General features: G+C 67.5%; 16 protein-coding genes. 5 read left to right on the top strand and 11 right to left on the bottom strand.

Annotation, left to right across the window (positions count from 1 at the left end; all coding sequences use genetic code 11):
• Positions 1-207 precede the first annotated feature (207 nt).
• Complete coding sequence (locus ACTJJM_RS01585; RefSeq protein ID WP_019337699.1) at positions 208-1,191, bottom strand: LacI family DNA-binding transcriptional regulator; 984 nt, start codon at positions 1,189-1,191, stop codon at positions 208-210.
• A 157-nt stretch (positions 1,192-1,348) separates the two neighbouring features.
• Between ACTJJM_RS01585 and ptsP the strand changes: the two genes are divergently transcribed.
• The 4 genes from ptsP (at position 1,349) to ACTJJM_RS01565 (ending at position 7,940) form a co-directional block, all read left to right on the top strand.
• Entirely contained in the window at positions 1,349-3,859 is a 2,511-nt protein-coding gene (gene ptsP / locus ACTJJM_RS01580) for a phosphoenolpyruvate--protein phosphotransferase (protein ID WP_440865085.1), read from the top strand.
• Positions 3,856-4,812, top strand: a complete 957-nt coding sequence (locus ACTJJM_RS01575; protein WP_049409737.1) for a 1-phosphofructokinase family hexose kinase — start codon at positions 3,856-3,858, stop codon at positions 4,810-4,812. Before ptsP ends, ACTJJM_RS01575 begins: the two co-directional genes overlap by 4 nt.
• Positions 4,813-4,899: 87 nt before the next feature.
• Positions 4,900-6,603, top strand: a complete 1,704-nt coding sequence (locus tag ACTJJM_RS01570; RefSeq protein WP_191862336.1) for a PTS fructose transporter subunit IIC — start codon at positions 4,900-4,902, stop codon at positions 6,601-6,603.
• Between the two features lie 83 nt (positions 6,604-6,686).
• Positions 6,687-7,940, top strand: a complete 1,254-nt coding sequence (locus ACTJJM_RS01565) for a carbohydrate porin (protein WP_197654004.1) — start codon at positions 6,687-6,689, stop codon at positions 7,938-7,940.
• 112 nt (positions 7,941-8,052) lie between these two features.
• Here ACTJJM_RS01565 and ACTJJM_RS01560 read toward each other — a convergent pair whose 3' ends face one another.
• Genes ACTJJM_RS01560 through ACTJJM_RS01530 form a run of 7 tightly spaced genes read right to left on the bottom strand, consistent with a single transcriptional unit; the run spans position 8,053 to position 20,083 of the window.
• A complete protein-coding gene (locus ACTJJM_RS01560) occupies positions 8,053-8,898 on the bottom strand; it encodes an aldose epimerase family protein (RefSeq protein WP_043395844.1) in 846 nt (281 codons plus the stop codon).
• On the bottom strand, positions 8,888-9,925 hold the full coding sequence (locus ACTJJM_RS01555) for a glycoside hydrolase family 43 protein (protein WP_010485713.1): 1,038 nt from the start codon (positions 9,923-9,925) through the stop codon (positions 8,888-8,890). Before ACTJJM_RS01555 ends, ACTJJM_RS01560 begins: the two co-directional genes overlap by 11 nt.
• A gap of 16 nt (positions 9,926-9,941) precedes the next feature.
• On the bottom strand, positions 9,942-11,426 hold the full coding sequence (locus ACTJJM_RS01550) for an MFS transporter (RefSeq protein ID WP_057504068.1): 1,485 nt from the start codon (positions 11,424-11,426) through the stop codon (positions 9,942-9,944).
• A gap of 59 nt (positions 11,427-11,485) precedes the next feature.
• Complete coding sequence (locus ACTJJM_RS01545; RefSeq protein WP_440865084.1) at positions 11,486-14,179, bottom strand: glycoside hydrolase family 3 C-terminal domain-containing protein; 2,694 nt, start codon at positions 14,177-14,179, stop codon at positions 11,486-11,488.
• On the bottom strand, positions 14,176-15,870 hold the full coding sequence (locus ACTJJM_RS01540) for a glycoside hydrolase family 43 protein (RefSeq protein ID WP_440865114.1): 1,695 nt from the start codon (positions 15,868-15,870) through the stop codon (positions 14,176-14,178). Before ACTJJM_RS01540 ends, ACTJJM_RS01545 begins: the two co-directional genes overlap by 4 nt.
• A 53-nt stretch (positions 15,871-15,923) precedes the next feature.
• Positions 15,924-17,912 carry a sialate O-acetylesterase gene (locus tag ACTJJM_RS01535; protein ID WP_425605350.1) on the bottom strand — a complete coding sequence of 663 codons (1,989 nt, stop codon included), beginning with the start codon at positions 17,910-17,912 and terminating at the stop codon, positions 15,924-15,926.
• Entirely contained in the window at positions 17,909-20,083 is a 2,175-nt protein-coding gene (locus ACTJJM_RS01530; RefSeq protein ID WP_440865083.1) for an alpha-glucuronidase family glycosyl hydrolase, read from the bottom strand. The genes ACTJJM_RS01535 and ACTJJM_RS01530 overlap by 4 nt, the downstream gene beginning before the upstream one ends.
• Before the next feature lie 92 nt (positions 20,084-20,175).
• Between ACTJJM_RS01530 and ACTJJM_RS01525 the strand changes: the two genes are divergently transcribed.
• Positions 20,176-21,234 carry a LacI family DNA-binding transcriptional regulator gene (locus ACTJJM_RS01525; RefSeq protein WP_019337710.1) on the top strand — a complete coding sequence of 353 codons (1,059 nt, stop codon included), beginning with the start codon at positions 20,176-20,178 and terminating at the stop codon, positions 21,232-21,234.
• A gap of 8 nt (positions 21,235-21,242) precedes the next feature.
• Here ACTJJM_RS01525 and ACTJJM_RS01520 read toward each other — a convergent pair whose 3' ends face one another.
• Genes ACTJJM_RS01520 through xylA form a run of 3 tightly spaced genes read right to left on the bottom strand, consistent with a single transcriptional unit; the run spans position 21,243 to position 26,586 of the window.
• The gene (locus ACTJJM_RS01520; protein WP_241883311.1) at positions 21,243-23,801 is read right to left on the bottom strand and encodes a glycoside hydrolase family 3 protein; all 2,559 of its coding nucleotides are present in this window, start codon (positions 23,799-23,801) and stop codon (positions 21,243-21,245) included.
• Positions 23,798-25,207, bottom strand: coding sequence for a sugar porter family MFS transporter (locus ACTJJM_RS01515; RefSeq protein ID WP_010485699.1), 1,410 nt, complete (start codon positions 25,205-25,207; stop codon positions 23,798-23,800). The genes ACTJJM_RS01520 and ACTJJM_RS01515 overlap by 4 nt, the downstream gene beginning before the upstream one ends.
• Before the next feature lie 44 nt (positions 25,208-25,251).
• On the bottom strand, positions 25,252-26,586 hold the full coding sequence (gene xylA, locus ACTJJM_RS01510; RefSeq protein ID WP_440865082.1) for a xylose isomerase: 1,335 nt from the start codon (positions 26,584-26,586) through the stop codon (positions 25,252-25,254).
• Positions 26,587-26,598 lie beyond the last annotated feature (12 nt).

The raw sequence follows: 26,598 nt of genomic DNA, 5'->3' as shown, positions 1-26,598 counted from the left end.
AGTCGGACCAACGGGATGCTGAAGGCACGGGCGCTGCCAGCCATCTGGAAAGATCGTGGTGGGATATCTGCAGGCGGAGCAGTGTTGAATATGGCTCTGACAATGCGATCCTCCACTGTGTCTGCGTACGGATGGCTTGTAGCAGACAACGCATGACCCGCCAACACCTGGCGGCTGCTTCATGGACTGCCGCAAGCAGGCGCCGGACTATCGCGCAGCCGTCGACCCTCTCACGACGCACCTTCCCGTCATCACCAGTCTGCGCACGGGCAGCTCCGGCATGCGCAGGCGTTCCAGCAACAGCGACATCGCAGCTCGCCCCATGTCTTCAACCGGCTGCTCGACCACGGTAATGCCAGGTTCGACCAGTTCGGTCCAGCGCTCGTTGTCGAACCCTGCCAGCGCCAGCTCTCCTGGGATGGCGAGACCGGCGCTGCGCGCCGCCTTCAATGCACCCATGAGCAGCAGGCTGTTGCTGGTGACCAGCGCGTCGGGACGCGAAGGGCCGGCCAGCCATTGGTCGACCGTTGCGATGGCGGCCTCGGCCGTTGGCTCGACTTCGCGGTAATCCGGCTCCAACCCGTGCGTGCGCATCGCAGCAAGATAGCCGTCGCGGCGCTCGGCCGCCGTGGTGCTGGTGCTGCCGAACAGGCCGCCGATGCGGCGATAGCCACGCTCGACGAGATGCTCGACCAGGGCGCCCATCGCCGCGGGATTGTCCAGCACCACGCTGTCGATCGACCCGCTGGCCGCGGCGCGGTCCACCAGTACCGTCGGGAAGTCCAGCGCGAGCCGTTCCAGCCGCCCCACCGTGGTCCGTGTGGGCGCAAAGATCAGTCCACTGATGCGCTCCTCGTGCATCAACTGAAGATACAGCGCCTCGCGCTCGGGGTCTTCATCGGTGTTGCAGAGCGTGACGCGCAGGCCTTCGCGATAGGCGACCTCCTCCACCGCACGGATAAGCGCAGTGAAGAACGGGTTGCGGATATCCGCAACGATCAACCCGATGATGCCGGTGTGCCGGGAGCGCAGCCGTCTTGCCTGCAGGTTCGGCCGATAGCCGGTCTGGCGGATCGCCACCTCGACCCGGCCGCGAACCTCTTCGCTGACCGGGCCGCCCCCGAGCACCCGCGACACGGTGGACTTGGATACCCCCGCTACACGCGCGACGTCATTGATGCTGATACTCATTGGAAACGTTCCCGGAAAAGTGCGCCTGCCATGGCCCGGCGGCTGTTCAGGACAATTCTAACGCCAACGAGCTATCGGCATTTTGTGCAGTGCACATTGAAATAGGCAGTGGGAACGTTCCCAATATGTCCAGCCATCCTTTTGCCGGAGCCGCCCTTTGTCGCCCCAGACCTTCCCCTCCCCCGTCAGCCGGGAACTGATCCGCCTGGACGCGCGGGCGCAGGACAAGACCGATGCGATCGCCCAGGTCGCGCAGATGCTGGTCGCGGCCGGCTGCGTGGCGCCGGGGTACGAGGCCAGCATGGGACGGCGCGAAGCGCTGGCCAACACCTTCCTCGGCCATGGTGTGGCAATCCCGCACGGGCTTGGCGAGGACCGCCATCTGGTGCGCCGCGATGGCATTGCCGTGCTGCAGTTGCCGGAAGGCGTGGAATGGAATCCGGGGCAGGTCACCCGTCTGGTGGTTGGCATCGCTGCCCAGTCCGATACCCACATTACCCTGCTGCGCCGCCTGACCCGGCTGATCCAGGATGAGGCAACGCTGCAGCGGTTGTTCACCACCCCCGATGCGAGCGACATCGTCAATGCGCTGGCCAGTGATGTCGCGGTCACGGCAGCCCACGTGCCGGTGGCGGACCTGGCCGAGCGCTTCGACTGGACCATCGCTTACCCCAGTGGACTGCACGCGCGCCCGGCCACGCGCTGGGCAGAGACGGCGCGGGGTTTCACGGCCCGTGCGCAGGTGCGCGCGGGCGATCAGGTGGCCGATGCCAAGAGTCTGGTGGCGCTGCTGCAGCTCGGGCTTCGCGAGGGCGATGCCGTTAGTGTTTCTGCCGAGGGTGCCGATGCCCACGCCCTGCTGGCCGCACTGCGCAAGGTCATGGATGGGCTGGTGGCGCAGGAAAAGACCGATGCGGAGCGTGCAGCACAGCGAAAGGCAGCGCCGGTCGCGGGCTGGAGTCCACCCGAAGCGCAGGCGGCGATCGTCGGCATCGGCGCCAGCCCCGGACTGGCCATCGGACCGGTGCATGTACTGGCCAGCGCGCAGGCCGATGTTGCCGATCGCCCTGCCCCGCTCGGCGAGGGCGGCGCACGCCTGCAGGATGCACTCGGTCGCACCCGCCAGCAGCTGGCCGCACTGCAGGACGACACGCAGCGCCGCCTTGGCGCTTCGGATGCTGCGATCTTCAAGGCGCAGGCTGCGCTGCTTGACGACACCGACCTGATTACCCGCACCTGCCAGCTGATGGTTGAAGGTCATGGTGTCGCCTGGTCGTGGCACCAGGCCATCGAGCAGATCGCCTCCGGGCTGGCGGCGCTGGGCAATCCGGTGCTGGCCGGGCGCGCTGCCGACCTGCGCGATGTGGGTCGGCGCGTACTGGCGCAGCTTGACCCCTCTGCGGCCGGTGGCGGCCTAGCCGATCTGCCGGCGCAGCCGTGCATCCTGCTTGCCGCCGACCTGTCGCCCTCGGATACCGCCAACCTCGACACCACCCGCGTGCTCGGCCTCGCCACCGCACTGGGCGGTCCCACCTCACACACTGCAATCCTCTCGCGCACGCTCGGCCTGCCGGCGCTGGTTGCCGGTGGCGCCGAACTGCTGGCGATCCAGGCCGGCCGCGAGGCGATCATCGACGGCAGCAGCGGGCGGCTCTACCTGTCCCCCTCCGAGGCAGATCTTGCTTCGGCTCGCGCCTGGATCGCTGGGCAGCAGCAGATCCGCGCGCGAGAAGCGGCGCAACGTGCGCAGCCAGCGCAGACCACCGATGGCCATCGCATCGACATCGGCGCCAACGTGAACCTGCCCGAGCAGGTGCCATTGGCGCTGGAACAGGGCGCGGAAGGTGTCGGCCTGATGCGCACCGAATTCCTGTTCCTCGAACGCGGCAGCACGCCCAGCGAGGAGGAGCAGTACGCAACCTACATGGCGATGGCCAACGCGCTGGACGGCCGTCCGTTGATCGTGCGCGCGCTCGATATCGGTGGCGACAAGCAGGTCGCCCACCTGGAGCTGCCACACGAGGAAAACCCGTTCCTCGGCGTGCGCGGCGCGCGCCTGCTGCTGCGCCGCCCGGATCTTCTGGAACCGCAGCTGCGTGCGCTGTATCGCGCAGCCAAGGACGGTGCACGCCTGTCCATCATGTTCCCGATGATCACCTCGGTGCCCGAGCTGGTCGCTCTGCGCGCCATCTGCGAGCGCCTGCGCACCGAACTCGAGGCGCCCGACGTGCCGATCGGCATCATGATCGAAGTGCCGGCCGCTGCCGCCCAGAGCGATGTGCTTGCCCGCCACGCCGACTTCTTCTCGATAGGTACCAACGACCTGACCCAGTACGTGCTGGCGATCGACCGCCAGAATCCGGAGCTTGCCGCAGAGGCCGACAGCCTGCATCCGGCCGTGCTGCGCGCGATCCGCGCCACGGTGGACGGTGCACGCACGCAGGGGCGCTGGGTGGGTGTCTGCGGCGGCCTGGCCGGCGATCCGTTCGGTGCGATGCTGCTGGCGGGACTGGGCGTGGACGAACTGTCGATGACCCCGAACGACGTCCCGTCGGTGAAGGCACGCCTGCGCGGCACTGCGCTGGCCGATCTGCAGAAGCTCGCAGACACCGCTCTGGACTGCGAAACCGCTGAGCAGGTACGCGCGCTCGATGGAGCAGGCGCATGAATATCCGCGCAGTCACCGTCACGTTGAACCCGGCGATCGACCAGACCGTGCGGCTGGCCGGCCTGCGCCCGGGCCAGGTGCACCGCGCCCGCAGCAGCCACGACGATGCAGGAGGCAAGGGCATCAATGTGGCAGCCTGCCTGGCCGACTGGGGCGTGCCGACCACGGCGCTGGGCGTGCTCGGTGGTGGCAACGACGGTGTGTTCGGCACGTTGTTCTCGGCGCGTGGCATCGTGGATGGCTGCCTGCGTATTCCGGGCAGCACCCGCACCAACATCAAGCTGGTTGACGAGGACAACGGCGAAACCACCGACATCAACCTGCCCGGCCTGGCACTCGACGGTGCCGATCTGGATGCGGTGTCGCGCCGGCTCACTGCCCTGCTGCGGCCGGGCCTGCCGGTGGTGCTGTCCGGCAGCCTGCCGTCCGGGCTGCCGGCCGATGCATGGGCGCGATTGCAGGTACAGGCTGGCACCGCCGATGCGCGCGTGCTGCTGGACACCAGCGGCGACGCACTTGTGGCTGCCTTGAGTGACGCCGCGGGTGCGCTGCCCTACGCGGTCAAGCCCAATCGCCACGAACTGGAGGCCTGGACCGGCACCCAGCTGCCGGACCGCGGCGCCCTGCGTGTCGCTGGCCAGGCGTTGGTCGAACGCGGTGTTGCGCTCGTAGCGATCTCGATGGGCACCGACGGCGCGCTGTTCATTGATCGCAGCGGCGCGCTGGTCGCACGACCGCCGCGACTGGCCCGGGGCAGCACGGTCGGTGCGGGCGACGCCATGGTCGCCGGCATCGCTGCCGCGATGCTGGAGTCCTCCCTCGATCTGGCCGGTTGCGCACGGCTGGCGACCGCGTTCTCGATGAGCCGGCTGCAAAGCGGTGACGCACGACGGCTGGACCCGGCGCAGGTACGCGCATGGGCCGGCGATGTACTGATCGAGCGGTTGGATTGACCCCTCCTGCCGGAGGCACGGCGGCTGGCTTCACGCCAACCGCAGCGCCCTCGGCAAGGACGAACCCGAAGAATTCCAGGAGTTCCCATGCACGCTTCCACCGTAGTCATCGCCGCTGGCGAGCGCAGCATCGAGGCGGTTCTTGCCGCCGAAGCGCTGCGCCGCGCCGCCCGCCAGCGCGGGCTCGAGCTGATGATCGAGATCCGCAGCGACCAGGGCGTGACCGGCGCACTGCCTGCATCGAACGCCGCCGCCGCGACGCACCTGCTGCTGGTGGGTGATGGTGAGGCGGACATCGCGCGCTTCGCCAATGCTGAGATCGCGCATGCCAGCCTGGGCGAAGTACTGGACGACCCGGTTGCGGCGCTCGCACCGCTCGCGGCCGCACATTCAAACGACGCCGGCACGAATGCGGACAAGCGCATCGTTGCCGTTACCTCCTGCCCCACCGGCATCGCTCACACCTTCATGGCGGCTGAGGGGCTGCAACAGGCCGCCAAAGCGCTGGGCCATGCAATCCGGGTCGAAACCCAGGGCTCGGTCGGCGCGCAGGACGCGTTGAGCGACGAGGAAATCGCGGCTGCTGACCTCGTCCTGATCGCCGCAGACCGCGAAGTCGATCTGTCGCGCTTCGCTGGCAAACGCCTGTTCAAGAGCGGCACCAAACCGGCGATCAACGACGGCCAGAACCTGATCCGCAAGGCGCTGGCCGAGGCCGGCGTGCAGGCAGGTACGGCAACTTCAGGGCGCACGACCGAAAAGACCAAGGCCACCGGGCCCTACAAGCACCTGATGACCGGCGTGTCGTTCATGCTGCCGTTCGTCACTGCCGGCGGCCTGCTGATCGCACTGGCATTCGCACTCGGCGGCATCTATGCCTTCGACGATGCACACAAGGGCACGCTGGCCTGGTCGCTGTTCCAGATCGGCGCCAAGTCCGGCTTCATGCTGATGGTGCCGGCACTGGCCGGCTACATCGCCTACTCCATCGCCGATCGCCCGGGCATCGCCCCGGGCATGATCGGGGGATTGGTGGCAGTCAACATGGATGCGGGCTTCATCGGCGGCATCCTGGCCGGTTTCATCGCCGGCTACGGCGTGCATTGGATCAACCGTGCGCTGCGCCTGCCGCGCAGCCTGGAAGGCCTCAAGCCGGTGCTGATCCTGCCGGTGCTGGGCACGCTGCTGGCCGGCCTGTTGATGATGTATGTGATCGGTACGCCGGTGGCCGGGCTGCTGGCCTGGCTGACCGACTGGCTGCGCGGCATGCAAGGCAGCAGCGCGATCCTGCTTGGCCTGCTGCTGGGCGGCATGATGGCGGTGGACATGGGCGGGCCGGTCAACAAGGCGTCCTATGCGTTCTCTACTGCATTGATTTCCAGCCAGGTCTACACGCCGATGGCGGCGACGATGATCGGCGGCATGACGCCGCCGCTGGGTATCGCACTGGCGACATGGCTGTTCAGCAACCGCTTCACCGCCGAGGAGCGCGGCACGGCCGGTGCCGCCGGCGTGCTTGGCCTCAGTTTCGTGACCGAAGGCGCGATCCCCTACGCCGCGCGTGATCCGCTGCGCACCATTCCGGCGCTGATTCTTGGTTCTGCCGTGGCAGGTGCAATCTCGATGGCCGCTGGCGTCGAGCTGAAGGTGCCGCACGGCGGCGTGTTCGTGCTGCCGATCCCGAACGCAGTCACTCACCTCGGCATCTACCTGCTGGCACTGCTGGCGGGCGTGGCCGTCACTGCAGTCGCGTTGCGCATCCTCAAGAAGCCGGTCACCACGCCGGCCTGATCCACCCCATCACCAAGCCCCTTCCACCTCCCCTGCGCACGCAGGGGCGCAGCGACCTACGCCCTGCACAAGGACCCTCGCCCATGACCCGCTCTTCCCGACACATGTTGCCGATGGCGATCGCGCTTGCCCTGCCATCCCTGGCCACCACCGCAGACGCGAGCGACGTCTTCACTCCCAAGCTCGCCTACACCGGCGAAGCCGCCGCCACGCTCGATGGGGGCAAGCGGAGCGGCACGGCCTATGCCGGCCAGCTGATGTTCGGTGCCGATGTGGACCTGGACGCTGCGTTTGGCTGGCGAGGCGCGACGATCAAGGCCTACGGCATCAATCGTCATGGCACCAACCTCGCCAACAGCAGCACGGGCAACAGCACCTCGGTGCAGGAAATCTACGGTGGCCAGGGCACGCGCCTGGCCAACCTGACGCTGGAGCAGAAACTGCTGGACGACCGGCTGGTGCTTGAGGCGGGACGCAGCGTCGCCAACATCCATCATCTCGGTTCGGAGCTGTGCCAGTACTTCCAAGGCAACTCGGCCTGCGGCAACCCGACCTACGTATTCCGTACCAGCAACTTCACCTGGTGGCCGGTATCGAGCTGGATGGCTGATGCCACGGCATGGGTGACGCCGGATGTCTACGTACGCGTCGGCGCGTACCAGGTCGACCCGAGCCAGGCCGAAGATGGCCAGCACGGTCTGAAATGGAGCACGAACCAGGCCACCGGCTGGATCGTGCCCTACACGATCGGCTGGCGCAGCCCTGCTTCGGCACGACTGAAAGCCCACTACGAACTCGGTGGCTGGCAGGACAACTCGACCTATCGCGATCCGCTGCGCGATGCCAACGGCATTCCCGCGCTGCTCAGTGGCCAGGAGTACGCGATACGTCACGGTCGCTCAGGCGCGTTCGCCCGCTTCGAGCAGCAACTCACCAGTGATGGCGCCGGCCGCGGCCTGACCTTTTTCGGTGCGGCGCTCAAGGGCACCTCCGGCCAGTTGATCGAGGATCATTTCCTGCAGGCCGGGCTGGTGCAGAAAGGCACGTTCGCCCGGCGGCCGCAGGACAGCATCGCTTTCGTCGTGACCCAGCAGAAGTACAGCAGCATGGCGCTGGAAGACCTGCGCCTCGCCCGCGCCGCAGCCGGTGGCAGCGGCACCCCGCACGGGAGCCAGGTGATGATGGAGCTGAGCTATGGCATCCAGCTCACCCCGCAGCTTCGTGTTGCACCGAACCTGCACTACGTCGTGCACCCCGACCAGTTCAATGAGCCCGCACGCCAGCACGACCTGCCGGATGCGCTGATCGCGGGCATGCGGATCGACTGGAACCTGTAGGAAATGTCAGGTGCTCCTGGGCGCGGCCCGTGTCAGGCACCGGGTCCACGGCCGGTCCAGGCGGCGTACCGACCGCCCGGCACCCGGATGATCGCCTGCCCTGGCCGGGGTTTCAGGTGCTGTCCGCCGCCCACGCCAGGTCGAACGTCAACGCGAGGCGCTGGCCGGGCTCCAGCCGGTGCGGCGCCAGCGTGAAGCCGTCCGGCGGACCGCTCTGCGGCTCGACACAGGTGGCGTGCGGCGTGCCGTCGTAGACCACCCAATGGTCGTGGTCCGAGCGCAGCCGCAGGCGCTGGCCTTCACGTATCAGCGTGATGTCACTGTCGGCGATGAAGCAGTCATCCCAGGGACCGGTGGTCGGATCCACACAGGGCAGCGTGGCAATACCTTCCTCGTCCCGCGGGTACATCGCACGAGGCGTGAACAGCAGCCGGTCCGGCTTCCGGAACCAGGGATGCCAGCCCAGCACCGCCGGCATCGCCTGCTCGCCGGCCTGGACCGAAAGGCGCATCTGCAGGGTGTGGGCCTGCAGCTGCAGGTCCAGCATGGCAATGCCACCGAAGGGCCAGTAGCCGTCACGCGGCAACGCCAGCGCCAACCTGGCTGCCGCCGCATCCAGCCGGTCGATCTGCCACGGTCGCGAGAAGCCCAACCCATGAATGGCATGCCCGTCGACGTTGAGCGGCAGCCGATGCGGCCTGCCATCAAAGCGGAACGTTCCATGGCGGATGCGCCCGGCCCAGGGCACCATCGGGTAGCAGCCCCAGGCGATCGCAGCCGCCCCGCCCTCCTGCGCATCCACCAGCCACTCCACGCCCTGGTAACGCAGGTGCGCCACGCGCCCGCCCGCCCCTGCGGCGAGCGCAACCTCCAGTTCGCCGCATCTCAGCCAGTGCAGTTCGCCGGCCGGCAGCGGGGCCAGCGCATCATCCACCGGCAGCATGCGCTCAGGCCCCATACGGATTGATCGTGCGGATGCTTCCGTCCGGCTCCATGTGCAGCGGCGTGCACTTGGCCGAGCGCAGGTGGGTGATGCCGCCGGACATCAGCGCATCGTGATAGAACAGGTACCACTGCCCTTCGAACTGGCAGATGGAGTGGTGGGTGGTCCAGCCCACGACGGGGGTGAGGATCACGCCAGCGTAGGTGAACGGGCCATACGGGCTGTCTCCCACGGCGTAGCACAGCTGGTGGGTGTTGCCAGTGGAGTACGACAGATAGTAGCGACCCTGGTACCTGTGCAGCCACGGGCCTTCGAAGAAGCGGCGCGCATGGTCGTCCGCACGCAGCGGCTGGCCATGCTCATCCAGGATCTGCACTTCGCGGGTGGGTTCGGCCAGCTCGGTCATGCCGACATCCAGGCGGCCCACGCGCGGCCCCAGGGCCGGCGCGCTGCCCTCGGGTTCCTCGTGGGCCTCGCTGTACTGGTTGTCACGATACTTCTGCAGCTGCCCGCCCCAGATGCCGCCGAAGTACAGGTAGTGGCTGCCATCCTCGTCTTCGAACACGGCCGGGTCGATCGAGTACGCGTCCTTGATCGGCTCCGGCTGGGGCACGAACGGGCCCTCCGGCCGCTTACCGATCGCCACGCCGATGCGGAACCGGCCCTCGGCGTCCTTGGCCGGGAAGTACAGGTAGTAGTGGCCATCGCGGCAGGCGGCATCGGGGGCCCACATCTGTTTCCGCGCCCAGGGCACGTCGCGCACGTGCAGCGCCATGCCGCAATCCATGGCCGCGCTATCGGGCGTATCCATCTTCAGCACATGGTAATCCTGCATGCCGAAATGGCCACCTTCGTCGTCGAATGGCTGGCCACCGTCGATGTCGTGCGAGGGATAGATGTACAGGCGCCCCTCGAACACGTGCGCCGAAGGGTCGGCGGTGTAGATGTGGGTCACCAGCGGTTGCGAAATGGCGTGCGCGGTGAGCTGCGCAAGACGGGCTTTGCTGGCCTGGCCGTCTTCGCCGGCATGGAGGTCGATCATGGTTGTCATCTTGGCGTTACGCGGAGGCGTCGGCGGAACGTCGACGCAGGTGGAGGTCCTGCTCGATGCGGGTTTCGGTGCGCTTGTCGATCCTGTAGAAGAACAGCAGCGCCACGGCGAGCAGGAAAGGAAGGGAGCAGTAGACGCTTACGGTCAAGCGGATGCCCTGCACCACGCCCTCAGGCTGTTGCGCCAGTCCTGCCTGGTAGCCGTAGTGGGCAAGGATCGCGGCGACCAGCGCGCCGCCGACGCTGAGGCCGATCTTCAGCCCGCACAACATCGCCGAGAAGATGATCGCCGTTGCCCTTCGATGGTTCTTCCACTCCGAGTAGTCCGCGACGTCGGCGATCATCGCCCACAGCAACGGGATGGTGATGCCATAGCAGAAGCCATGCAGCATGAAGGCTGCGAACGCCACCGCCACCGCCGTCGGGGGGAACAGGTAGAAGGCCAGCAGGAACAGGGTCGAGACAAACAGGGCGCCACCGAAGACATCGCGCTTGCCGAAGCGATCCGCCAGCCGCCGTGATGCGCCGATACCCAGGATCATGCAGAGGATGCCGCACGCGTTGAACAGGCTGAACGCCGAGGTGGCCGCATCCTTCGGCCAGGTGAACGCCGCGAAACCGGCGCTGGCCAGGGCGCCATTCAATGCACTGATCAGGCCGTTGAAGCCTGAGTTTTCCAGGAAGCCGGCCAGCGCCGCTTCGCTCATGTAGTACTGGAAGTAATAGATGTAGGTGCCGCCTTTCAACGCCAGGTTGATGAACACCAGCACGGTCAGCGCCAGCATCACTTGCCACGGGCGGTTGTGCAGCAGGTCCGACAGGTCCTGCACTATGCCGCCGGTCTGCTCGCGCGTCGGCACGATGCGCTCGCGGGTGGTGGCGAAGGTGATCAGGAAGAACACCGTGCCGATCAGTGCGAAGGCGGTCATGACCTGTTCAAAGCCGCGCACCCGGTCGCCATTGCCCAGGATCAGCACCAGCGGCATCAGCAGCACCTGGATGATGAACTGCGCGATCATCACGGCCACGAAGCGGTAGGCCGACAGGCTGTTGCGCTGGGCCATGCTGCCGGTCAGCACGCCGCTCAACGCGGAGTACGGCAGGTTGTTCGCGGCGTAAACGCAGACCAGCAGCGCGTAGGTGGCCAGTGCATAGATCACCTTTCCGCGCTCGCCCAGGTCGGGGGTGCTGAACGCCAGCAGTGACAGTACGCCAAAGGGAATGGCCGTCCACAGGATCCACGGGCGGAAGCGGCCCCAGCGGGTGGACGTTCGGTCAGCCGCGATGCCGATCAACGGCGTGAACACGAACGCACCCAGCAGGCCGACCACGAAGATGATCGTGGCCGCGGTGGCAGCTGGCAGGCGGTAGACGTCGGTGTAGAAAAACGCCAGGTAGGTGATCAGGGTCTGGAAGATCAGGTTGGCAGCGAGATCGCCCAGGCTGTAGCCGAGCTTCTCGCGTACCGATAGCGCGTGTTCAGTGCTTGCCATGCAGCGGACATCCTGGAAAAGGGATCTGGTCGAAGGGGAATCGATGCCGGCGGGGGCGATCAGTCATGCGCGGGCACCACGGTGAACCTGCCCTGCGCACGTATATCGGCACTGGACGCCCCCACCCTGACCTCGTAGGCACCGGGCTGCACCGCGTACGCCGCACGCGCCTCGTCATAGTGGCGCAGGGCCTGCGCCGCCTCCAGGGTGAACGTCACCGTGCGGCGTTCGCCCGGGGCCAGCTGGACGCGCTGGAAGCCACGCAGTTCCTGCACGGCATCGCCGCTGCCGGCGTGCTCGCGCCGCACGTACAGCTGTACCACTTCGTCACCGCTGCGCGTGCCCGTGTTGGCGACATCCACTGCCACGCCCAGGCGGCCATCGGCGCGGAGGCTGTCTGCATCGAGGCGGAGCGTTCCATAGTCGAACCGCGTATACGACAGACCGTGACCGAACGGATACAGCGGCGTGCCGCGGAAGTAGCGATAGGTGCGGCCCTCCATGGCGTAGTCGTCGAATGCCGGCATCGCTTCGCCGGCCTTGTAGAACGTGACCGGCAAACGGCCGGAGGGATTGACGTCGCCGAACAGCGCCTGGCCGACAGCGGTGCCGCCGCGTTGCCCCGGGTACCAGCTCATCAGGATCGCCGGCAGATGCGCCTGCGCCCAGTCCACGGCGATGGCCGAGCCACCGGTGAGCACCATCACCACCGGCTTGCCGGTGCCGTGCAGGGCCTCCAGCAGGGTGCGCTGCGGCGCGGGCAGCCGCAGGTCGGTACGGTCGCCACCGGCAAAGCCCGGGTAGTTGACCGTCATCTCTTCGCCTTCGACATCGCCGGTGAGGCCACCGACGAACACCACCACATCGGCATCGCGTGCTGCATCCAGCGCTTCGTCGAAGGGCGCCTTGGCGCCGGGCATGCGCCACCCAAGGCGCACGCCCGCATCGCGCTGGTCGTCGTAGTACTCCAGTGTCAGCGCATAGGCACGCCCGGCCTGCAGGTCCAGTTCGACGCCCTCGGCATGCAGGCGATCAGTATTCACCCAATGATCGATCACACGCTTGCCGTCCAGATACAGGCGGTAGCCATCATCGCCGGCCACCTCCAGCCGGTAACGGCCGGACACGGGTGGCAGCAGTTGGCCACTCCAGCGGATGCTGAAGCGGTCGTTGGGAATCCCCTGCCCCGGTGCCGCTTCGCCACGTGCCAGCAGGTTGTCGGTCGGCGAGCCGCGGTCCCAGCGGAAGCCGATCTGCGCGTCGGTACGCACCAGGGCCGGAGTGCCGGACAGGTCGGGCGTGCGGAAGTACTCACCGCGCAGGCCGCGCTCGGGCGAGTCCGCCGAGGGCCGCAGGTAGGTCGGCTCGATCAGCGGTGTGGTGCCGGGATCGTCACGGCCCTCCACGAGGTCGACGCCGCGGGCATAACGCACTTCAACGCCCTTGCCCGCCTCGCGTATGCCCTGCAGGATCGTCACCGGCGCGGCCGGTGTGCCGAAGTAGTTGCCGAGCAGCGCCATGGTGTCGTCGGCGGTGGGTCCAACCACGGCAATGCGCTTGGTGTTGCGCGACAGTGGCAGGATGCCGTCGTTCTTCAGCAGCACCAGCGATGCCTGCGCAGCCTTGAGCGCGAGCGCATCATGGGCCGGCGCCTGGTTCACCGAGGCGGGAATACGCGCCCAGCGCACCCGCTCCGGTGGGTCGAACATGCCCAGGCGCATCCGTGCGGTGAACAGGCGGGTCACTGCATCGTCGATCTCCGCCTCGCTGATCAGCCCCTGGCGCACGGCCGAGGGCAATGTGGCGTACTCCTGGCCGCATTCCAGCTCGGTGCCGTTCCTCACCGCCAGCGCCGCAGCGGCTTCGCGCGTGGTGACGATACGGTGGTGCTTCCAGATATCGACGATGGCCCAGCAGTCCGAGACCACGTAGCCCTTGAAGCCCCAGTCGCGTCGAAGCACATCGCGCAGCAGGAAACGGCTGGCACTGGCGGACTCCCCGTACACGCGGTTGTAGGCGCCCATGACCGCATCGACGTCGCCCTCCTTCACCAGCGCCTCGAACGCCGGAAGGTAGGTGTCATACAGGTCGCGCCGGCTGGGCCGTGCATCGAAGTGATGGCGGTCGGCCTCCGGTCCGCTGTGCACGGCCAGATGCTTGGCGGTGGCGTCCAGCTTGCGGTAGACGGGGTCGTCGCCCTGCAGGCCACGTACGAAGGCCACGCCCATGCGCGCGGTGAGGTACGGGTCCTCGCCATAGGTTTCCTGTCCGCGGCCCCAGCGCGGGTCGCGGAAGATGTTGACGTTCGGCGACCAGAAGGTCAGACCCTGGTAACGCCCGTGCGAGCCTTCGCGGAGGAACTGGTGGTGCTTTGCGCGGGCCTCGTCGCTGATGGTCGCGGCCACCTGCCCCATCAACGGTACATCGAAGGTCGCGGCCAGGCCGATCGCCTGCGGAAACACCGTGGCCTGCCCTGCCCGTGCGACGCCGTGCAGTCCCTCGTTCCACCAGTCGTAGGCGGGTACCCCCAGGCGTTCGATCGCCGGCGCGGCGTTCAGCATCTGCGCGGCCTTCTCTTCCAGCGTCATCTGCGCGACGAGTGCGGCGGCCCGTTGCTCGAAGCTGGCCGAAACGTCCAGCCAGGGCCGTGGCGCGGCCGCGGACGCGGCGGCCGCCACGCAGGTCAGTACGAACAGGGCGGCCCCACCGCGCAAGGTACGGCGGCGGGCCTTGGACGAAATCGACAGCCTCATTTGCTTCTCCCGGTGCGCTCGTCGCGCGCGAAAGGACCCAGCAGTGCGCCCACGAAGCCGCCTGCCCGGTCCGTACTCAGAACGGTGCCGTCCACCCCGCCTGCGAGCAGTTGCCAGCCCTGCCCATCGCCGGTGTCGAACGAGAACGCATAGTCGCCCTCGTTGCCGGCAATCTTCAGGCGCAGTGCTGCAGGCACCGGTACTTCACGGCTGGCCAGCGTCCGCGTGCTGCGGCCACCGTCGCGCGCTTCGAGGAAGAGCGAGAGGCGCCCCCCGCCAAGGTCACGAACGCCAAGGAAGTACCAGTACGCCTCGCTCTGGAACGCCGCCAGGCCGGCGGCGACTCCGGAAGCTGGCGGGGTCATCGCGGTGCTCGCCTCGAAGCGCAGATGCTGCTGGCGCCGGCCGAGAAACGCCGGATTGCGCAGCGTGTCCAGATCCTCGGCGAGCGGGTGCACGGCCAGCATGCCGGGGCGCATGGCCAGGTCGGCCCAGGCATGCCTGGGCACCCGCACGCGCAGCCACTGTGGATCAAGCGTCGGGCCATCAAAATTGTCGCGCGCTACGAAATTGCCGGTCGAAGGGGCCTGGGATGCCTCGCCCTGCATCCACGCGGGGGCCTTGGCCACATAGGGAATGGCCTGGTCAACCGGCAGGATCTGCGGCCAGCCATCCTGCCAGCGCACCGGCAACAGGTAGGTCTCGCGCCCGGTGTTGTAGTGCCGCTTCTGGTAGTTGCGGCTGGCCAGGAACACCGCCCACCACGAGCCATCCGGGCCTTCGACCAGGTCGGCATGGCCGGCATTGGTGATCGGAAGCGGACGGTCATCCGGCAGTTCTCGCTGGGTCAGGATCGGATTGCCCGTATAGGGAACGTAGGGGCCCCACACCGTGCGGCTGCGCAGCACCACCTGCGAATGCTGCGGCCCGGTACCTCCTTCAGCGTCGGACAGGTAATACCAGCCCTCCCGCTTGTAGATATGCGGTCCCTCGATCCAGATGGGATTCTTCGCCGGCTCCACGCCTCCATCAACCAGCACCCGGCGCGGCCCGACCGGCCTGAATGCCGCCAGATCGATCTGCTGCATCCAGATGGCGCGGTGCCCGTCGTAGCGCGGCGGGCCGGGCGGTGCATCGTTGTTGACCAGGTATACCTTGCCGTCATCGTCGAAGAACAGTGACGGGTCGATGCCATCGATGCCGGGCAGCCAGTGCGGATCGGACCACGGACCGGCCGGATCACGCGCGGTGGCGATGAAGTTGCCACCACTGTCGGTGGCGGTGGTGACGACGTAGAAGGTACCGTCGTGGTACTCGATGGTCGGCGCGAAGATGCCGCGCGAGACGCTCAGGCCGTCGAAATCCAGTTGCGTGGGGCGGTCAATCACATTGCCGATCTGCTTCCAGTGCACCAGGTCGGCACTTTCGAACACCGGAATGCCAGGGAAGTAGGTGAAGCTGGAATTGACCAGGTAGAACCGGCCGTTCGCGCGCACGACGCTGGGATCGGCATGGAAGCCGGCCAGGACAGGATTGCGGTAGTGGCCGGCCGGTAGGGGCACTTCAAAAGCCTGGTCATTGCCGCGGTACTCGAACCAGTCGAAGTACACCGGGGGAGCATCCGGCGGCGCGCTGGCCCGGGTGGTTGCGGCCGACAGCAGGAACAACGCCCCCAGCAGGTGGCGCGCCATCGACCTCAGGCCGGCCCTGTCGCGGGCCAGAGGGGACTGCTTGGACAACGTCATCATCGTCGGGCCTCGGCTTCGGCAATGGGAAGTTCGAACGGGCCGGCCGGCGCCCCGCTGCGGTCGCGCAGCGTGCACACCGGGCCATCGGCCCAGCAGTAGCGCACATGCGTTGCGCGCGTGGACAGCGGGCCGCGCAGCAGGATCCGGCGCGCATCCAGTCCGGCATCGGCGTACTCGCAGTGGCGCGTATGGCCCCTGGCCTCGCACAGTTCAAAGCCGATCGGACGCAGTGCGCCGGTCGCGGTGAGCGCGCCTTCGACATCCTCGAACGCAATGGCGACGCCCGTGGGCGTCCGCACGGCGGCGACCGCTCGCGGGCCCGACGGTGCCATGCCCTGCTCGCCGTACACCACATGGCGCGCCACGCGCGCCAGACGGCGCCCGAGCTCCTGCTTGTTCGGCGGATGGATGTCGTAGGCGTCGCCGATGTCGATGGCAATGGCAAGACCGCTCTGCGCATCCTCGGCCGCGACGCGCCGCTGCGCCTCACGCACCTGCGCCCAGCCGCTGTCGGCGGGCGCAGCCGGCGGCTGGCCGTAGCCGGCCAGTTGTACCAGCAGCAGTGGCGTGCGCGCACCGAACTGCCGTCGCCAGTCCTCGCGCAGCGCACGCAACCGCACTGCATAGGCCGCACCATCGCCGGTGTTCGATTCACCTTGATACCAGAGCATGCCGCGCAGCCCGAAGCCCCCGAGCGGTGCGATCATTCCGTTGTACAGCGTCGACAGCCCGGTGGCGGCCTGCCACGGGGCAAACGGCGGCGCCTGTTGGCCCGGCGCAACCCGATACATCCACGGCCCCTGCAGTGGCACCCGCTCGCCGGTATCGAACTGCAGGCGGTGTGCCGTTGAAGGACCGGCCAGGCCGCCTTCGCCGTAGGTGTCCAGCACGTTGACCGCAATGCTGTTGGATCCTGCCTTCAGCAGGCCATGTGGCAACGGGTAGCGCCTCTCGCCGGCGCCGTACTGGCTGCCGACGGCGACCCCGTTCACCCAGGTCACGTCCACCTCGTCAGCCGATGCCAGCTCCAGGGTCGCGCCGCGTGCAGCCTGTTCAGCGCTCAGCATCACCTGCGTGCGATACCAGACCATGCCGTTGTAGTCGGCAAGTGCGGGCTCGTTCCACCGCTCCCATGCGCCCAGTGTGGCCGGTGCGCGCGACCATCCGCGGTCATCGGCATCCGTCCGCCATGGTGCGTCACCTGACAGTGCGCCCTCGCGTGTGGCCCACCAGTGCTGCCAGTAGCGACCCCAGCGTGCATGTGCCTGCTGCGGGTCGTGGGCAGACTGAGCAAGGATGTCCAGGGGCTCGTCCATGCCGCCCTGCCCGCGCAGCGCGCCCGGGCTGGTCCACGCCTCGATCCGGGACCCGCCCCACGCCGCCTGGATCAAGCCCATCGGCACGGCAGCCGTGCGCTGCAGCTCGCGCGCGAAATAGAAACAGGCTGCGGAGAAGTCGCGCACCCTGTCGGGGGTTGCCGTTGTCCATGCAGGGTCGCCCTTGAAGCTCTCCTGTGCCTGCGCGGCCCCCTCCTGCGGCACGGTGAACAGCCGGATCCGTGGCATCGTGGCCGAGGCGATCTCGCTGGCAGCGTTGAGCGAGCGCCACACCGGCAGCTCCATGTTCGACTGGCCCGAGCACAGCCACACGTCGCCCATCAGCACATCGCGCGCCGTCTGCCGGCGCGTTCCGTCGTTTACCTCCAGCGTGTAGGGACCGCCAGCGGCGACCGGGGGAAGTATCGCCTGCCAGCGGCCTGCGGCGTCCGCCCGGCTGCTCACCGCCTGCCCCGCAAACGTCACGGAAACCGGCTGCCCGGGGCCTGCGCGCCCCCAGACCGCAATGGGCCGGTCGCGCTGCAGGACCGCGTGATCCTTGAACAGGGGATGCAGCAGTCCCGTCGTTTCCCGCGCCGCGGCCGGCATCGCCACTACTGCCGCAGCCATCATCAACAGCGCACACCCGACCGCTCCGAATCTGCTCATCGGCCATCCCCCGGTGCGAACGGAAACTGCAAGGCCTGGTAGTACGACAACGGATGCGGCGGCGGCCGCTCGCCGGCGGGCAGTGGCCGGCCACTGAGCGACTGGAAGTACGCCACGCTGGCGTCACGCCACCATTGCGCTTCGTCGTGCTGGATCTGCAGGAACGCCGCGACGTGCCGATGCCGCTGCGGATCGATCCGGTCGCTCAGGCCAGCCCAGGTCGCCTGCATCGACTGCACCTGGCGCACGCCGCGCGAATAGCGCCCGACCAGTTCGTCCCAGAGCGTCCTGCCCGAGCGCATGCGGCGGTCCCACGGCACATGATGGAACCACAGCAGCAGCGACTCGGGCACCCGCTCGGGGTCGCCATAGACCTCGGCCACCTGCGACGCGTACTGGCCCACGGCGTTGCTTCCGCTGGCGCTGCGGTCAAAGCCGATGCCCTTGCTATCTGCGCGGTGGTAGTAGACCGACGTCCAGTCCGCACGCGGGCCGCCGTCCACCCAGGGGCCGGGGCCGTAGTGATGGCCGCGTGCCATCAGGTGATGCAGACCCAGCGGCGTCATGTAATCCACCACCGCCTCGCGCGAGTCCATCATCATGCGCACGATCGGGCCTGTCACCTGCGGGTCGGGCGAGAAGGTCAGCGCTGCCCAGTCTTCGGCAATCGCGCGCGCGGATTCCTGCGGGTTCCAGGCCAGTCGGCCGAAGGCGTACCAGTTGGCCTGATCGAAGTGCGAGCCACTCCAGGTGAGGTCCACGCCGATGTTGGCGACGCCGGCGATACCGGTCAGCGCATGACCCTCCAGCGAGCCATCGACCACGCGGGAGACCGTGGAGCCTTCGCCGCGTGCATGGGTGTCGGCCTGCAGCACTTCTTCGTAGAGCGCTCCCAGGTACACCAGGTGCGTCGCAAAACCCAGGTACTCCTTGGTGATCTGCAGCTCCATCATCAGCGGCGTGCGCGGCATCGCGCCAAACAAGGGGTGGAACGGCTCGCGCGGCTGGAAGTCGATGGGGCCGTTCTTCACCTGCACGATCACGTTGGGGCGGAAGGCGCCGTCCAGCCCGACAAACTCGCTGTATGCCTGCTTGGCGCGATCTTCGGGAACCTCGTGCGAGTACACGAAGGCCCGCCACATCACCACACCGTTGTAGGGCGCCAGCGCGTCGGCCAGCAGGTTGGCGCCGTCGGCATGGGAACGACCGTAATCCTGTGGGCCGGGTTGCCCTTCGGAGTTCGCCTTGACCAGGAAGCCGCCAAAATCCGGAATGCGCGCATGGATCTCATCGACCATGTCGCGCCACCAGCGCCGCACAGTCGGATCCAGGGGATCAGCCGTTGCCAGGCCGCCGAGTTCGATGGGTGCACTGAAGCGCGCGCTCAGGTAGACCCGGATGCCATAGGGGCGGAACAGGTCGGCCAGCGCGGCGGCCTTGGCCAGATAGGCCGGCGACAGGCTCATCGCACTGGCATTGACGTTGTTGAGGACGGTGCCGTTGATGCCGAGCGAGGCGTTGGCACGGGCGTAATCGGTGTAGCGCGGGTCACGCCACTGCGGCAACGTCTGCCAGTCCCAGAGCGAGCTGCCTGCATAGCCACGCTCGACGTAACGATCCAGGTTGTCCCAATGGTTGAGCACACGCAGTGCGACCCGAGGCGACTCACGCACCTCCAGCCCCCGCAGCGACGTGCCACGCTGCAGCAGGCGCAGCAGATGGAAGGTGCCGTACAGCACGCCGACATCCTGGCGTGCCGCCACAAGCAGTACATCGCGCCCCTCGATCCGGACCCGCCGGATCAGGAACCCCCCGTCGCCCAACGTGGCGATCTCGTTGCCGTACGCGGCGACGAGGGTCGAGGATTGCGGCGTGCCCAGCACCAGGGCATGGTCAGTACTGATTGCCGTTCGCATTGGCGGTGCCGCTCCCAGCAATCCAGGGAGGCTGCGCGCAAGCTCGTCGCGGGTAGCGCGCTGCATCGGCGTGCAATCCGGGGCCACCACTTCGGCCAGTTGCCGCCGGTAATCGGCAGCGACCGTTGCGGCAACCGGCTGGTACCGCATCCACAGCGCATAGCCATCCTCCGCCCGTGCCCCGCCAGCACAGGCCAGCAGCACGAGCAGGGCCCACAGCTGCGTGCCGACAGCGCGCAACAACGGCGTTAACATGCGCCTTTGTAGACTACGTCCGGGCCCGGGGCAGCGCATCATCGTCCTTCGCACCCGCGCGGCAGCGCCACCAAGAACAAAGGGATCGTGCATTGGACAAGCCGAAGAAATCGGTTCGCCGCAGAACCGCTGGCGTGACGATCGACGAGGTTGCGGCCCTTGCCGGCGTTTCGCCGATGACCGTGTCGCGGGTGATCAACCAGGGCAAGGTGCGCGACGTCACCCGCGAGCGCGTGCTGCGCGCCGTGCGTGAGCTGGGCTATACGCCCAATCTTGCCGCCAGTTCGCTGGCCGCCGCACAGCACACGCGCATTGCGCTGATCTACACCAACCCCAGCGGCGCCTACCTGCGCGAACTGCTGGTGGGCCTGCTGCGCGTCGCCTCCAGTTCCGCCATCCAGCTGGTCATCGACTACTGGGACAACCTGGATGCCGAATCCGAACGCAGGGCGGCGCGCGCGCTCGCCGGACGCGTCGACGGGGTGATCCTGCCGCCGCCCCTGTGCGAATCGCAGGCCGCCGTAAGCGAACTGGTCAAGGCTGGCATTCCGGTGGTGGCCATCGCATCGGGGCGCCTGAGCGAAGCCCTGTCCTGCGTCCGCATCGACGATTTCAGTGCGGGCAGGGAAATGACCGATCACCTGCTCCGGCAGGGACACACCCGCATCGGCTTCATCCGTGGGCGCGATGACCTGAGCGCAAGTGCGCTCCGCTACGACGGGTTCGTCACCGCCCTGCGCGAGGCCGGGCTGGCGGTGGACCCCGGCCTGGTCCAGCACGGTGACTACACCTACCGGTCCGGCCTGGCTGCGGCCGAGAAGCTGCTGTCCCAGCGCCGGCCACCGACCGCGATTTTCGCCAGCAACGACGACATGGGCGCCGCCGCCATCTCGGTGGCGCATCGGCGCGGGCTGGAAGTGCCGCGCGACCTGTCGGTCGTGGGTTTCGATGACACCTCGGCCGCCACCACCGTGTGGCCGGAACTGACCACGATCCACCAGCCCATCGCCTCGATGGCCAACGCGGCCGTCGACATCCTGCTGCGCACCATCCGCCGTCCGGCGGCGGACGCAACGGTGCTGCGCGATCATGTGATGCCGCATCGGCTGATCGCACGCGATTCGGTCGCCGCGCCACCCCGGCGGCGGTAGCGCAGGCATCATGCTCCGCATCCTAGGGTGACCTCGGCTTCGTTCAGCGCACCCAGCGCGACGCGTGACACGGAGATCGTCATCGCATCGCCCGTCACCACCGACCACGGTCGGTCGATCGCGTCCAGCTTGGCGCCCGCCTTGGCCAGGCACTTCAGTGGCACGCCAACACGCTTCCACTGGCCTTGTGGAAGCGCCGCCAGCGACGACCCGATGGCGATGCGTGCCGAGCAGCCCGCGCCGCAACCGACCGACAGCCACACCTCACCCTGCGGCGCAGCGTCGACCCGCAGCGTGGTCAGCAGCATCAGGTCGCCGTTGGATTCGCGCTGCAGGTCCACCGCCGTGTGCGACTGCAGTGCAGCGACGGCCTCGCCCTTGCCCGACCAGGCCAGGCGTCGCCCATCCTCCTGCGCCAGATGATCCACGCCGGTGATCTTCAGCCGGTCATCTGGCAATGCGTCCGGTACGCGGGTCACGGTCAGGCCCTGGCCAGCGGCATCCTCGAGTCGCAGCGCCATGCCAGGGCCTGCGTCACCACGCGCGAAGTAGACGCCGGTCGCGCCCTCGTTGCCAGTCACGCCCGATGCCTCCGGCAGCGCGGCCAGGTCGCCGTTGTCGGCGTAGGTCAGGCCGAAGCCGAACGCAAACAACGGATCGTAGTCCTTCTGGCCAACGTTGTTGGCGTACTGGGTGGCGGTGCGCGGCCAGCTGAAACTGAGCTTGCCCTTGAAATCGTGCTGCACGCGGCCATCGCTTCCGCGCAGCAGTACATCGGCAATGCCGGCGCCTTCCGAGCCCGGCAGCCATGCAGCCACGAAGGCATCGGCGGCATTGATTTCCCGGTTCACCCAGAGCGGCCGCCCGCTCAGGAAAACCGCAACAACCGGTATGCCTTCGGCCTTGAGCCGCTTGAGCAGCGCCAGGTCCGTTTCGTTGCCGGGCTTGTACGCCAGCGTCGGCCGGTCTCCCTGGAACTCGGCATAGGGGTCTTCGCCAAACACCACCACCGCCACATCGGGCTTCACTGCATAGCGACCGTCAACGGCAAGCAAGGCTTCACCACCCGCCGCGCTGGCCTGGCGCGCGATGCCCTCATAGATCGTGTCCGCATTGGGGAAGTCCTTGCGGGTGGTGCCGGTGCCCTGCCAGTTGAGCGTCCAGCCGCCCGCCTGCTTGCCGACATCGTTGGCACCGTCGCCGGCCACGAGGATCCGCTGCTTCGGAGACAGCGGCAGGACGTGGTCCTGGTTTTTCAACAGGACCAGCGATTCGCGCACGGCCTGCCGGGCGACCGCGCGATGTGCCGGCGCGCCGATCAGTGCGAACTGCCCGCCGACGGCCCGCGTGGATGGCCTGCCGGCCTCGAACAGCCCAAGGCGGAACTTGACCCGCAGGATCCGGCGCACTGCATCGTCCAGCCGCTGCGTCGTGATCCGGCCGTCCTTGACCGCAGCCAGCGTCGTCTCGTAGAAGCCCTTCCAGCTGTCCGAAGCCATCGCCATGTCCAGGCCCGCGATGATGGTGGCCGGGCAGTCTGTGGTGGTGCAGCCCTTGACCTGTCCATGACCATTCCAGTCACCCACCACGAAGCCACCGAAGTTCATGCGGCCCTTGAGCACATCGGTGAGGTAATGCCGGTGCCCATGCATCTTTTCACCGTTGACGCTGTTGAACGACGCCATTGCGGTCTGCGCGCCGGCGGCGATTGCCGGCGGGTATCCGGCCGCGTGGATGCGCACCAGATCTGACTCGCTGATACGGGTGTCGCCCTGGTCCTTGCCGTCAGTGGTGCCCCCATCGCCCAGGAAGTGCTTCACCGACGCGATTACATGGCGGCCATCGAGGAACTCCGGTGTTCCCACCCTGCCCTGCAATCCCTCCACCATGGCGCCCGCGTAGCTGGCCACCACCTCGGGCGATTCCGAGTAGCCCTCGTAGGTTCGGCCCCAGCGATCATCCTGGGGTACCGCAACGGTCGGCGCGAACGTCCACTCCATGCCGGTGACGCGGGTCTCCAGCGCGGTGATGCCACCGATCTGCCGCAGCAGCTCCGGATTGCGCGTGGCGCCCAGCCCGATGTTGTGCGGGAACAACGTGGCACCCATGATGTTGCTCTGCCCGTGCACGGCATCGATGCCGAACAGCAGAGGGATGGGCTTGCCGCCTTTGGACGTATCCATGGAGGCGTCGTAGAACGCGTCGGCCAGCGCCAGCCATTCGGCCGGCGAGGCGTCATAGCGGCCGCCGGGATCGGAGTTGCCTCCGGCCAGGATCGAGCCGAGGCGGTAGCGGCGCACGTCGTCGGGGGTGACGCTGGCGATGTCGCCCTGCACCAGCTGGCCGACCTTTTCCTCCACCGTCATGCCGGCCATCAGGTCGGTGATGCGCTTCTCCAGTGCCGGATCCGCAGCCAGCGGCCAGGCGACCTTCGGCCAGGGATCATTGTCGGTAGCTGCGGCGGCGGCAGCCCGGTCCTGGCCGCGGCAGCCGAGCAATCCCAGCATCAGTGCGGCGACCAACGCACCGCTGCGGATTACCAAGGCCTGCGATGTCATGGCGCTCATCCTTCCATCTGCTCCAGTTCCTTGCCCTTGGTCTCGTGCACATGCCGGACGACGAAGATCACCGAGATCACGGCAGCCACCAGGTAGATGCCGTAGGTGGCTGCCAGCCCTGCCGCGGCCAGCAGCATCGGGAACGTCACCGTAACCACGAAGTTGGAGGTCCATTGCGCTGCGCCAGCGACCGCCAGTGCCGAACCGCGGATCTGGTTCGGGAACATCTCGCCCAGCATCACCCACATCACCGGCCCCCAGGACAGATTGAAGAACACGACGTAGGCATTGGCCGCCACCAGCGCCAGCGTGCCCATGCGACCGGGCAGCTGCAGGTGCCCGTCCGCCAGCGAACCGCTGGCAAAGGCCACCACCACCAGTGCAAGCGACAGCGACATCCCTGCCGAGCCGAACCACAGCAGGGGCTTGCGGCCGATCCGGTCAATCAGCAGTACCGTGACCACGCAGGCACCGATGCTCAGCGCGCCGGACAGCACGTTGATCAGCAGCGCGTCGTTTTCGGAAAAGCCGACCGCCTGCCACAGCACGGCGCCGTAATAGAACACCACGTTGATGCCGACCAGCTGCTGGAAGCAGGCCAGCCCGACGCCGACCCAGACAATCGGGCGGATCCGCCCGGTCGCCCGGCTCTTCAGGTCGGACAGTCGAGGGCGATGATGGTCGTTGGACAACGAGGCATCGATCTCCTCGAGCGTGGCGCGAGCCTTGTCGCTGCCCAGCAGCCGGGTCAGCACCCGCAGTGCATCGTCCTTGCGCCGCTTCACCACCAGGTAGCGCGGGCTCTCAGGAATGGTCAGCAACAGCAGCAGGAACAGCAGCGATGGCGCGGCCTGCATCCAGAACATCCAGCGCCAGGCGGCCTGCCCACCCCACAGCGGTTCGGTCGACGCGCCCGCTGCAGCCGCCAGCAGGTAGTTGGACAGGAAGGCAGCGGTGAGCCCGGTGATGATGGCGATCTGCTGCACCGTAGCCAGGCGGCCGCGATAGCGGGCCGGAGCGACCTCGGCAATGTAGGCCGGCGAGATCACACTGGCCGCGCCTACCGCGAATCCGCCCACCACCCGCGCCGCAATGAACCAGCCCGACGAGACCGCCGCCCCGGCACCGAGCGCCGACAGCAGGAACATCACTGCCGAAAGGATCAGCACGTTGCGACGGCCCAGACGGTCGGCCAGCCGTCCAGCACTGAATGCGCCCACCGCACAGCCCAGCAGCATCGACGCGATCTCGAAGCCCTGCATCCATTCGCCGGACCGGAACGCCTGGTGCAGGCCATCCTGGGTGCCATTGATCACACCGCTGTCGAAGCCGAACAGAAAACCGCCAATCGTCGCTACCACGCTGATCAGTACGATCAGTCGTGTGTTTTCACCGCTGCCTGCTGCCTGGTTCATCCCCGTCCCCTTGAGTGCACCGTTGCGCCCTTCGCCTGCCGCGCTCAGCGCAGCAGGTATTGGTTGAGCAGGTTTTCGTAACGCTCCTGCTTGCCGCTGGCCTGGCGCGGTTCGCCGAGCCGGGAGGCCAGTGCCGCCAGGTCCGGCAGGCTGAGCGTGCCACGCTCGAAATCCTGGCCGGCACCGCTGTCGAAACTTGCGTAGCGCTCCTTGCGCCATTGCTCCCAGGGCGACTCGGTCAGCAGTGCATGGGCAACCTCCAGGCCGCGTGCGAACGCGTCCATGCCGCCAATGTGGGCAATGAACAGATCCTCCAGGTCGGTCGACTCGCGGCGCACCTTCGCATCGAAGTTCAACCCGCCCTCCAGCCCACCCTGGCGCAGCACGACCAGCATCGCGCCGACGGTGTCGTACAGATCGCTGGGGAACTGGTCGGTGTCCCAGCCGTTCTGCGCGTTGCCGCGGTTGGCGTCGATGCTGCCCAGCAGGCCGTGATCGGACGCGACCTGCAGATCGTGCTCGAAGGTGTGCCCGGACAACGTGGCGTGGTTGGCCTCGATGTTGAGCTTGAAGTCCTTGTCCAGCCCATGCTCCTTCAGGAAACCCACCACCGTGGCACTGTCGAAGTCGTATTGGTGCTTCATCGGCTCCATCGGCTTGGGCTCGATCAGGAAGTTGCCCTTCAGGCCAATGCTGCGGCCGTAGTCGCGGGCCATGGTCAGGAAGCGTGCGAAGTGCTCGATCTCGCGCTTCATCTGGGTATTGGCCAGCGACGCATAGCCCTCGCGTCCGCCCCAGAACACGTAATGCTCGCCGCCCAGCTCGACCGTCGCTTCCAGTGCAGCCTTGACCTGCACGGCTGCACGCGCGACTACCGCGAAGTCGGGATTGGTCGATGCGCCGTTCATGTAGCGCGGGTGCGAGAACAGGTTGGCCGTGCCCCACAGCAGCTTGACGCCGGTGGCCTCCTGGCGCGCCTTGGCCAGGCCCACCATGTGCGCGAGGTTCTTCTGGTACTGGCCGATGTCATCGGCATCCGGCGCCAGGTCGATGTCGTGGAAGCACCAGTACGGCACGCCCAGCTTCGTGAAGAACTCGAACGCTGCGTCCACCTTTGCCTCGGCCGTGGCCAGCGGTGACGATGCCTCCCACGGGAATTGCCGGGTGCCCGGGCCGAACGGATCGTGCCCGGCATTGCAGAAGGTGTGCCAGTAACACACGGCGAAGCGCAGATGCTCCTGCATGGTCTTGCCGCCGATGACCCGGTTGGCATCGTAGACCTTGAAGGCAAGCGGATTGTCCGAGCCCTTGCCCTCGAACGGAATGCGGCCGATGCCGGGGAAGTATTCCTTGGCGCCGATGAAGGGCTGCGTGCTCATGGTGCGTGCTCC

The sequence above is a fragment of the Stenotrophomonas sp. 22692 genome (assembly GCF_052045015.1).
In the GTDB taxonomy this organism is placed as follows: domain Bacteria; phylum Pseudomonadota; class Gammaproteobacteria; order Xanthomonadales; family Xanthomonadaceae; genus Stenotrophomonas; species Stenotrophomonas geniculata.
The sequence above is the reverse complement of the archived record's forward strand: the minus strand, read 5'-3'. Positions and strand labels throughout refer to the sequence as shown.

What these genes read in the sequence shown, in the direction of transcription:
- ACTJJM_RS01540 (WP_440865114.1), bottom strand. Translation starts at nt 15,870, where the DNA reads ATGGCGCGCCACCTGCTGGGGGCGTTGTTCCTGCTGTCGGCCGCAACC.
- ACTJJM_RS01555 (WP_010485713.1), bottom strand. Translation starts at nt 9,925, where the DNA reads ATGATCGACCTCCATGCCGGCGAAGACGGCCAGGCCAGCAAAGCCCGT.
- ACTJJM_RS01585 (WP_019337699.1), bottom strand. Translation starts at nt 1,191, where the DNA reads ATGAGTATCAGCATCAATGACGTCGCGCGTGTAGCGGGGGTATCCAAG.
- ACTJJM_RS01560 (WP_043395844.1), bottom strand. Translation starts at nt 8,898, where the DNA reads ATGGGGCCTGAGCGCATGCTGCCGGTGGATGATGCGCTGGCCCCGCTG.
- ACTJJM_RS01545 (WP_440865084.1), bottom strand. Translation starts at nt 14,179, where the DNA reads ATGAGGCTGTCGATTTCGTCCAAGGCCCGCCGCCGTACCTTGCGCGGT.
- ACTJJM_RS01520 (WP_241883311.1), bottom strand. Translation starts at nt 23,801, where the DNA reads ATGAGCGCCATGACATCGCAGGCCTTGGTAATCCGCAGCGGTGCGTTG.
- ACTJJM_RS01575 (WP_049409737.1), top strand. Translation starts at nt 3,856, where the DNA reads ATGAATATCCGCGCAGTCACCGTCACGTTGAACCCGGCGATCGACCAG.
- ACTJJM_RS01535 (WP_425605350.1), bottom strand. Translation starts at nt 17,912, where the DNA reads ATGAGCAGATTCGGAGCGGTCGGGTGTGCGCTGTTGATGATGGCTGCG.
- ACTJJM_RS01565 (WP_197654004.1), top strand. Translation starts at nt 6,687, where the DNA reads ATGACCCGCTCTTCCCGACACATGTTGCCGATGGCGATCGCGCTTGCC.
- ACTJJM_RS01570 (WP_191862336.1), top strand. Translation starts at nt 4,900, where the DNA reads ATGCACGCTTCCACCGTAGTCATCGCCGCTGGCGAGCGCAGCATCGAG.
- ACTJJM_RS01550 (WP_057504068.1), bottom strand. Translation starts at nt 11,426, where the DNA reads ATGGCAAGCACTGAACACGCGCTATCGGTACGCGAGAAGCTCGGCTAC.
- ACTJJM_RS01530 (WP_440865083.1), bottom strand. Translation starts at nt 20,083, where the DNA reads ATGTTAACGCCGTTGTTGCGCGCTGTCGGCACGCAGCTGTGGGCCCTG.
- ACTJJM_RS01515 (WP_010485699.1), bottom strand. Translation starts at nt 25,207, where the DNA reads ATGAACCAGGCAGCAGGCAGCGGTGAAAACACACGACTGATCGTACTG.
- xylA (WP_440865082.1), bottom strand. Translation starts at nt 26,586, where the DNA reads ATGAGCACGCAGCCCTTCATCGGCGCCAAGGAATACTTCCCCGGCATC.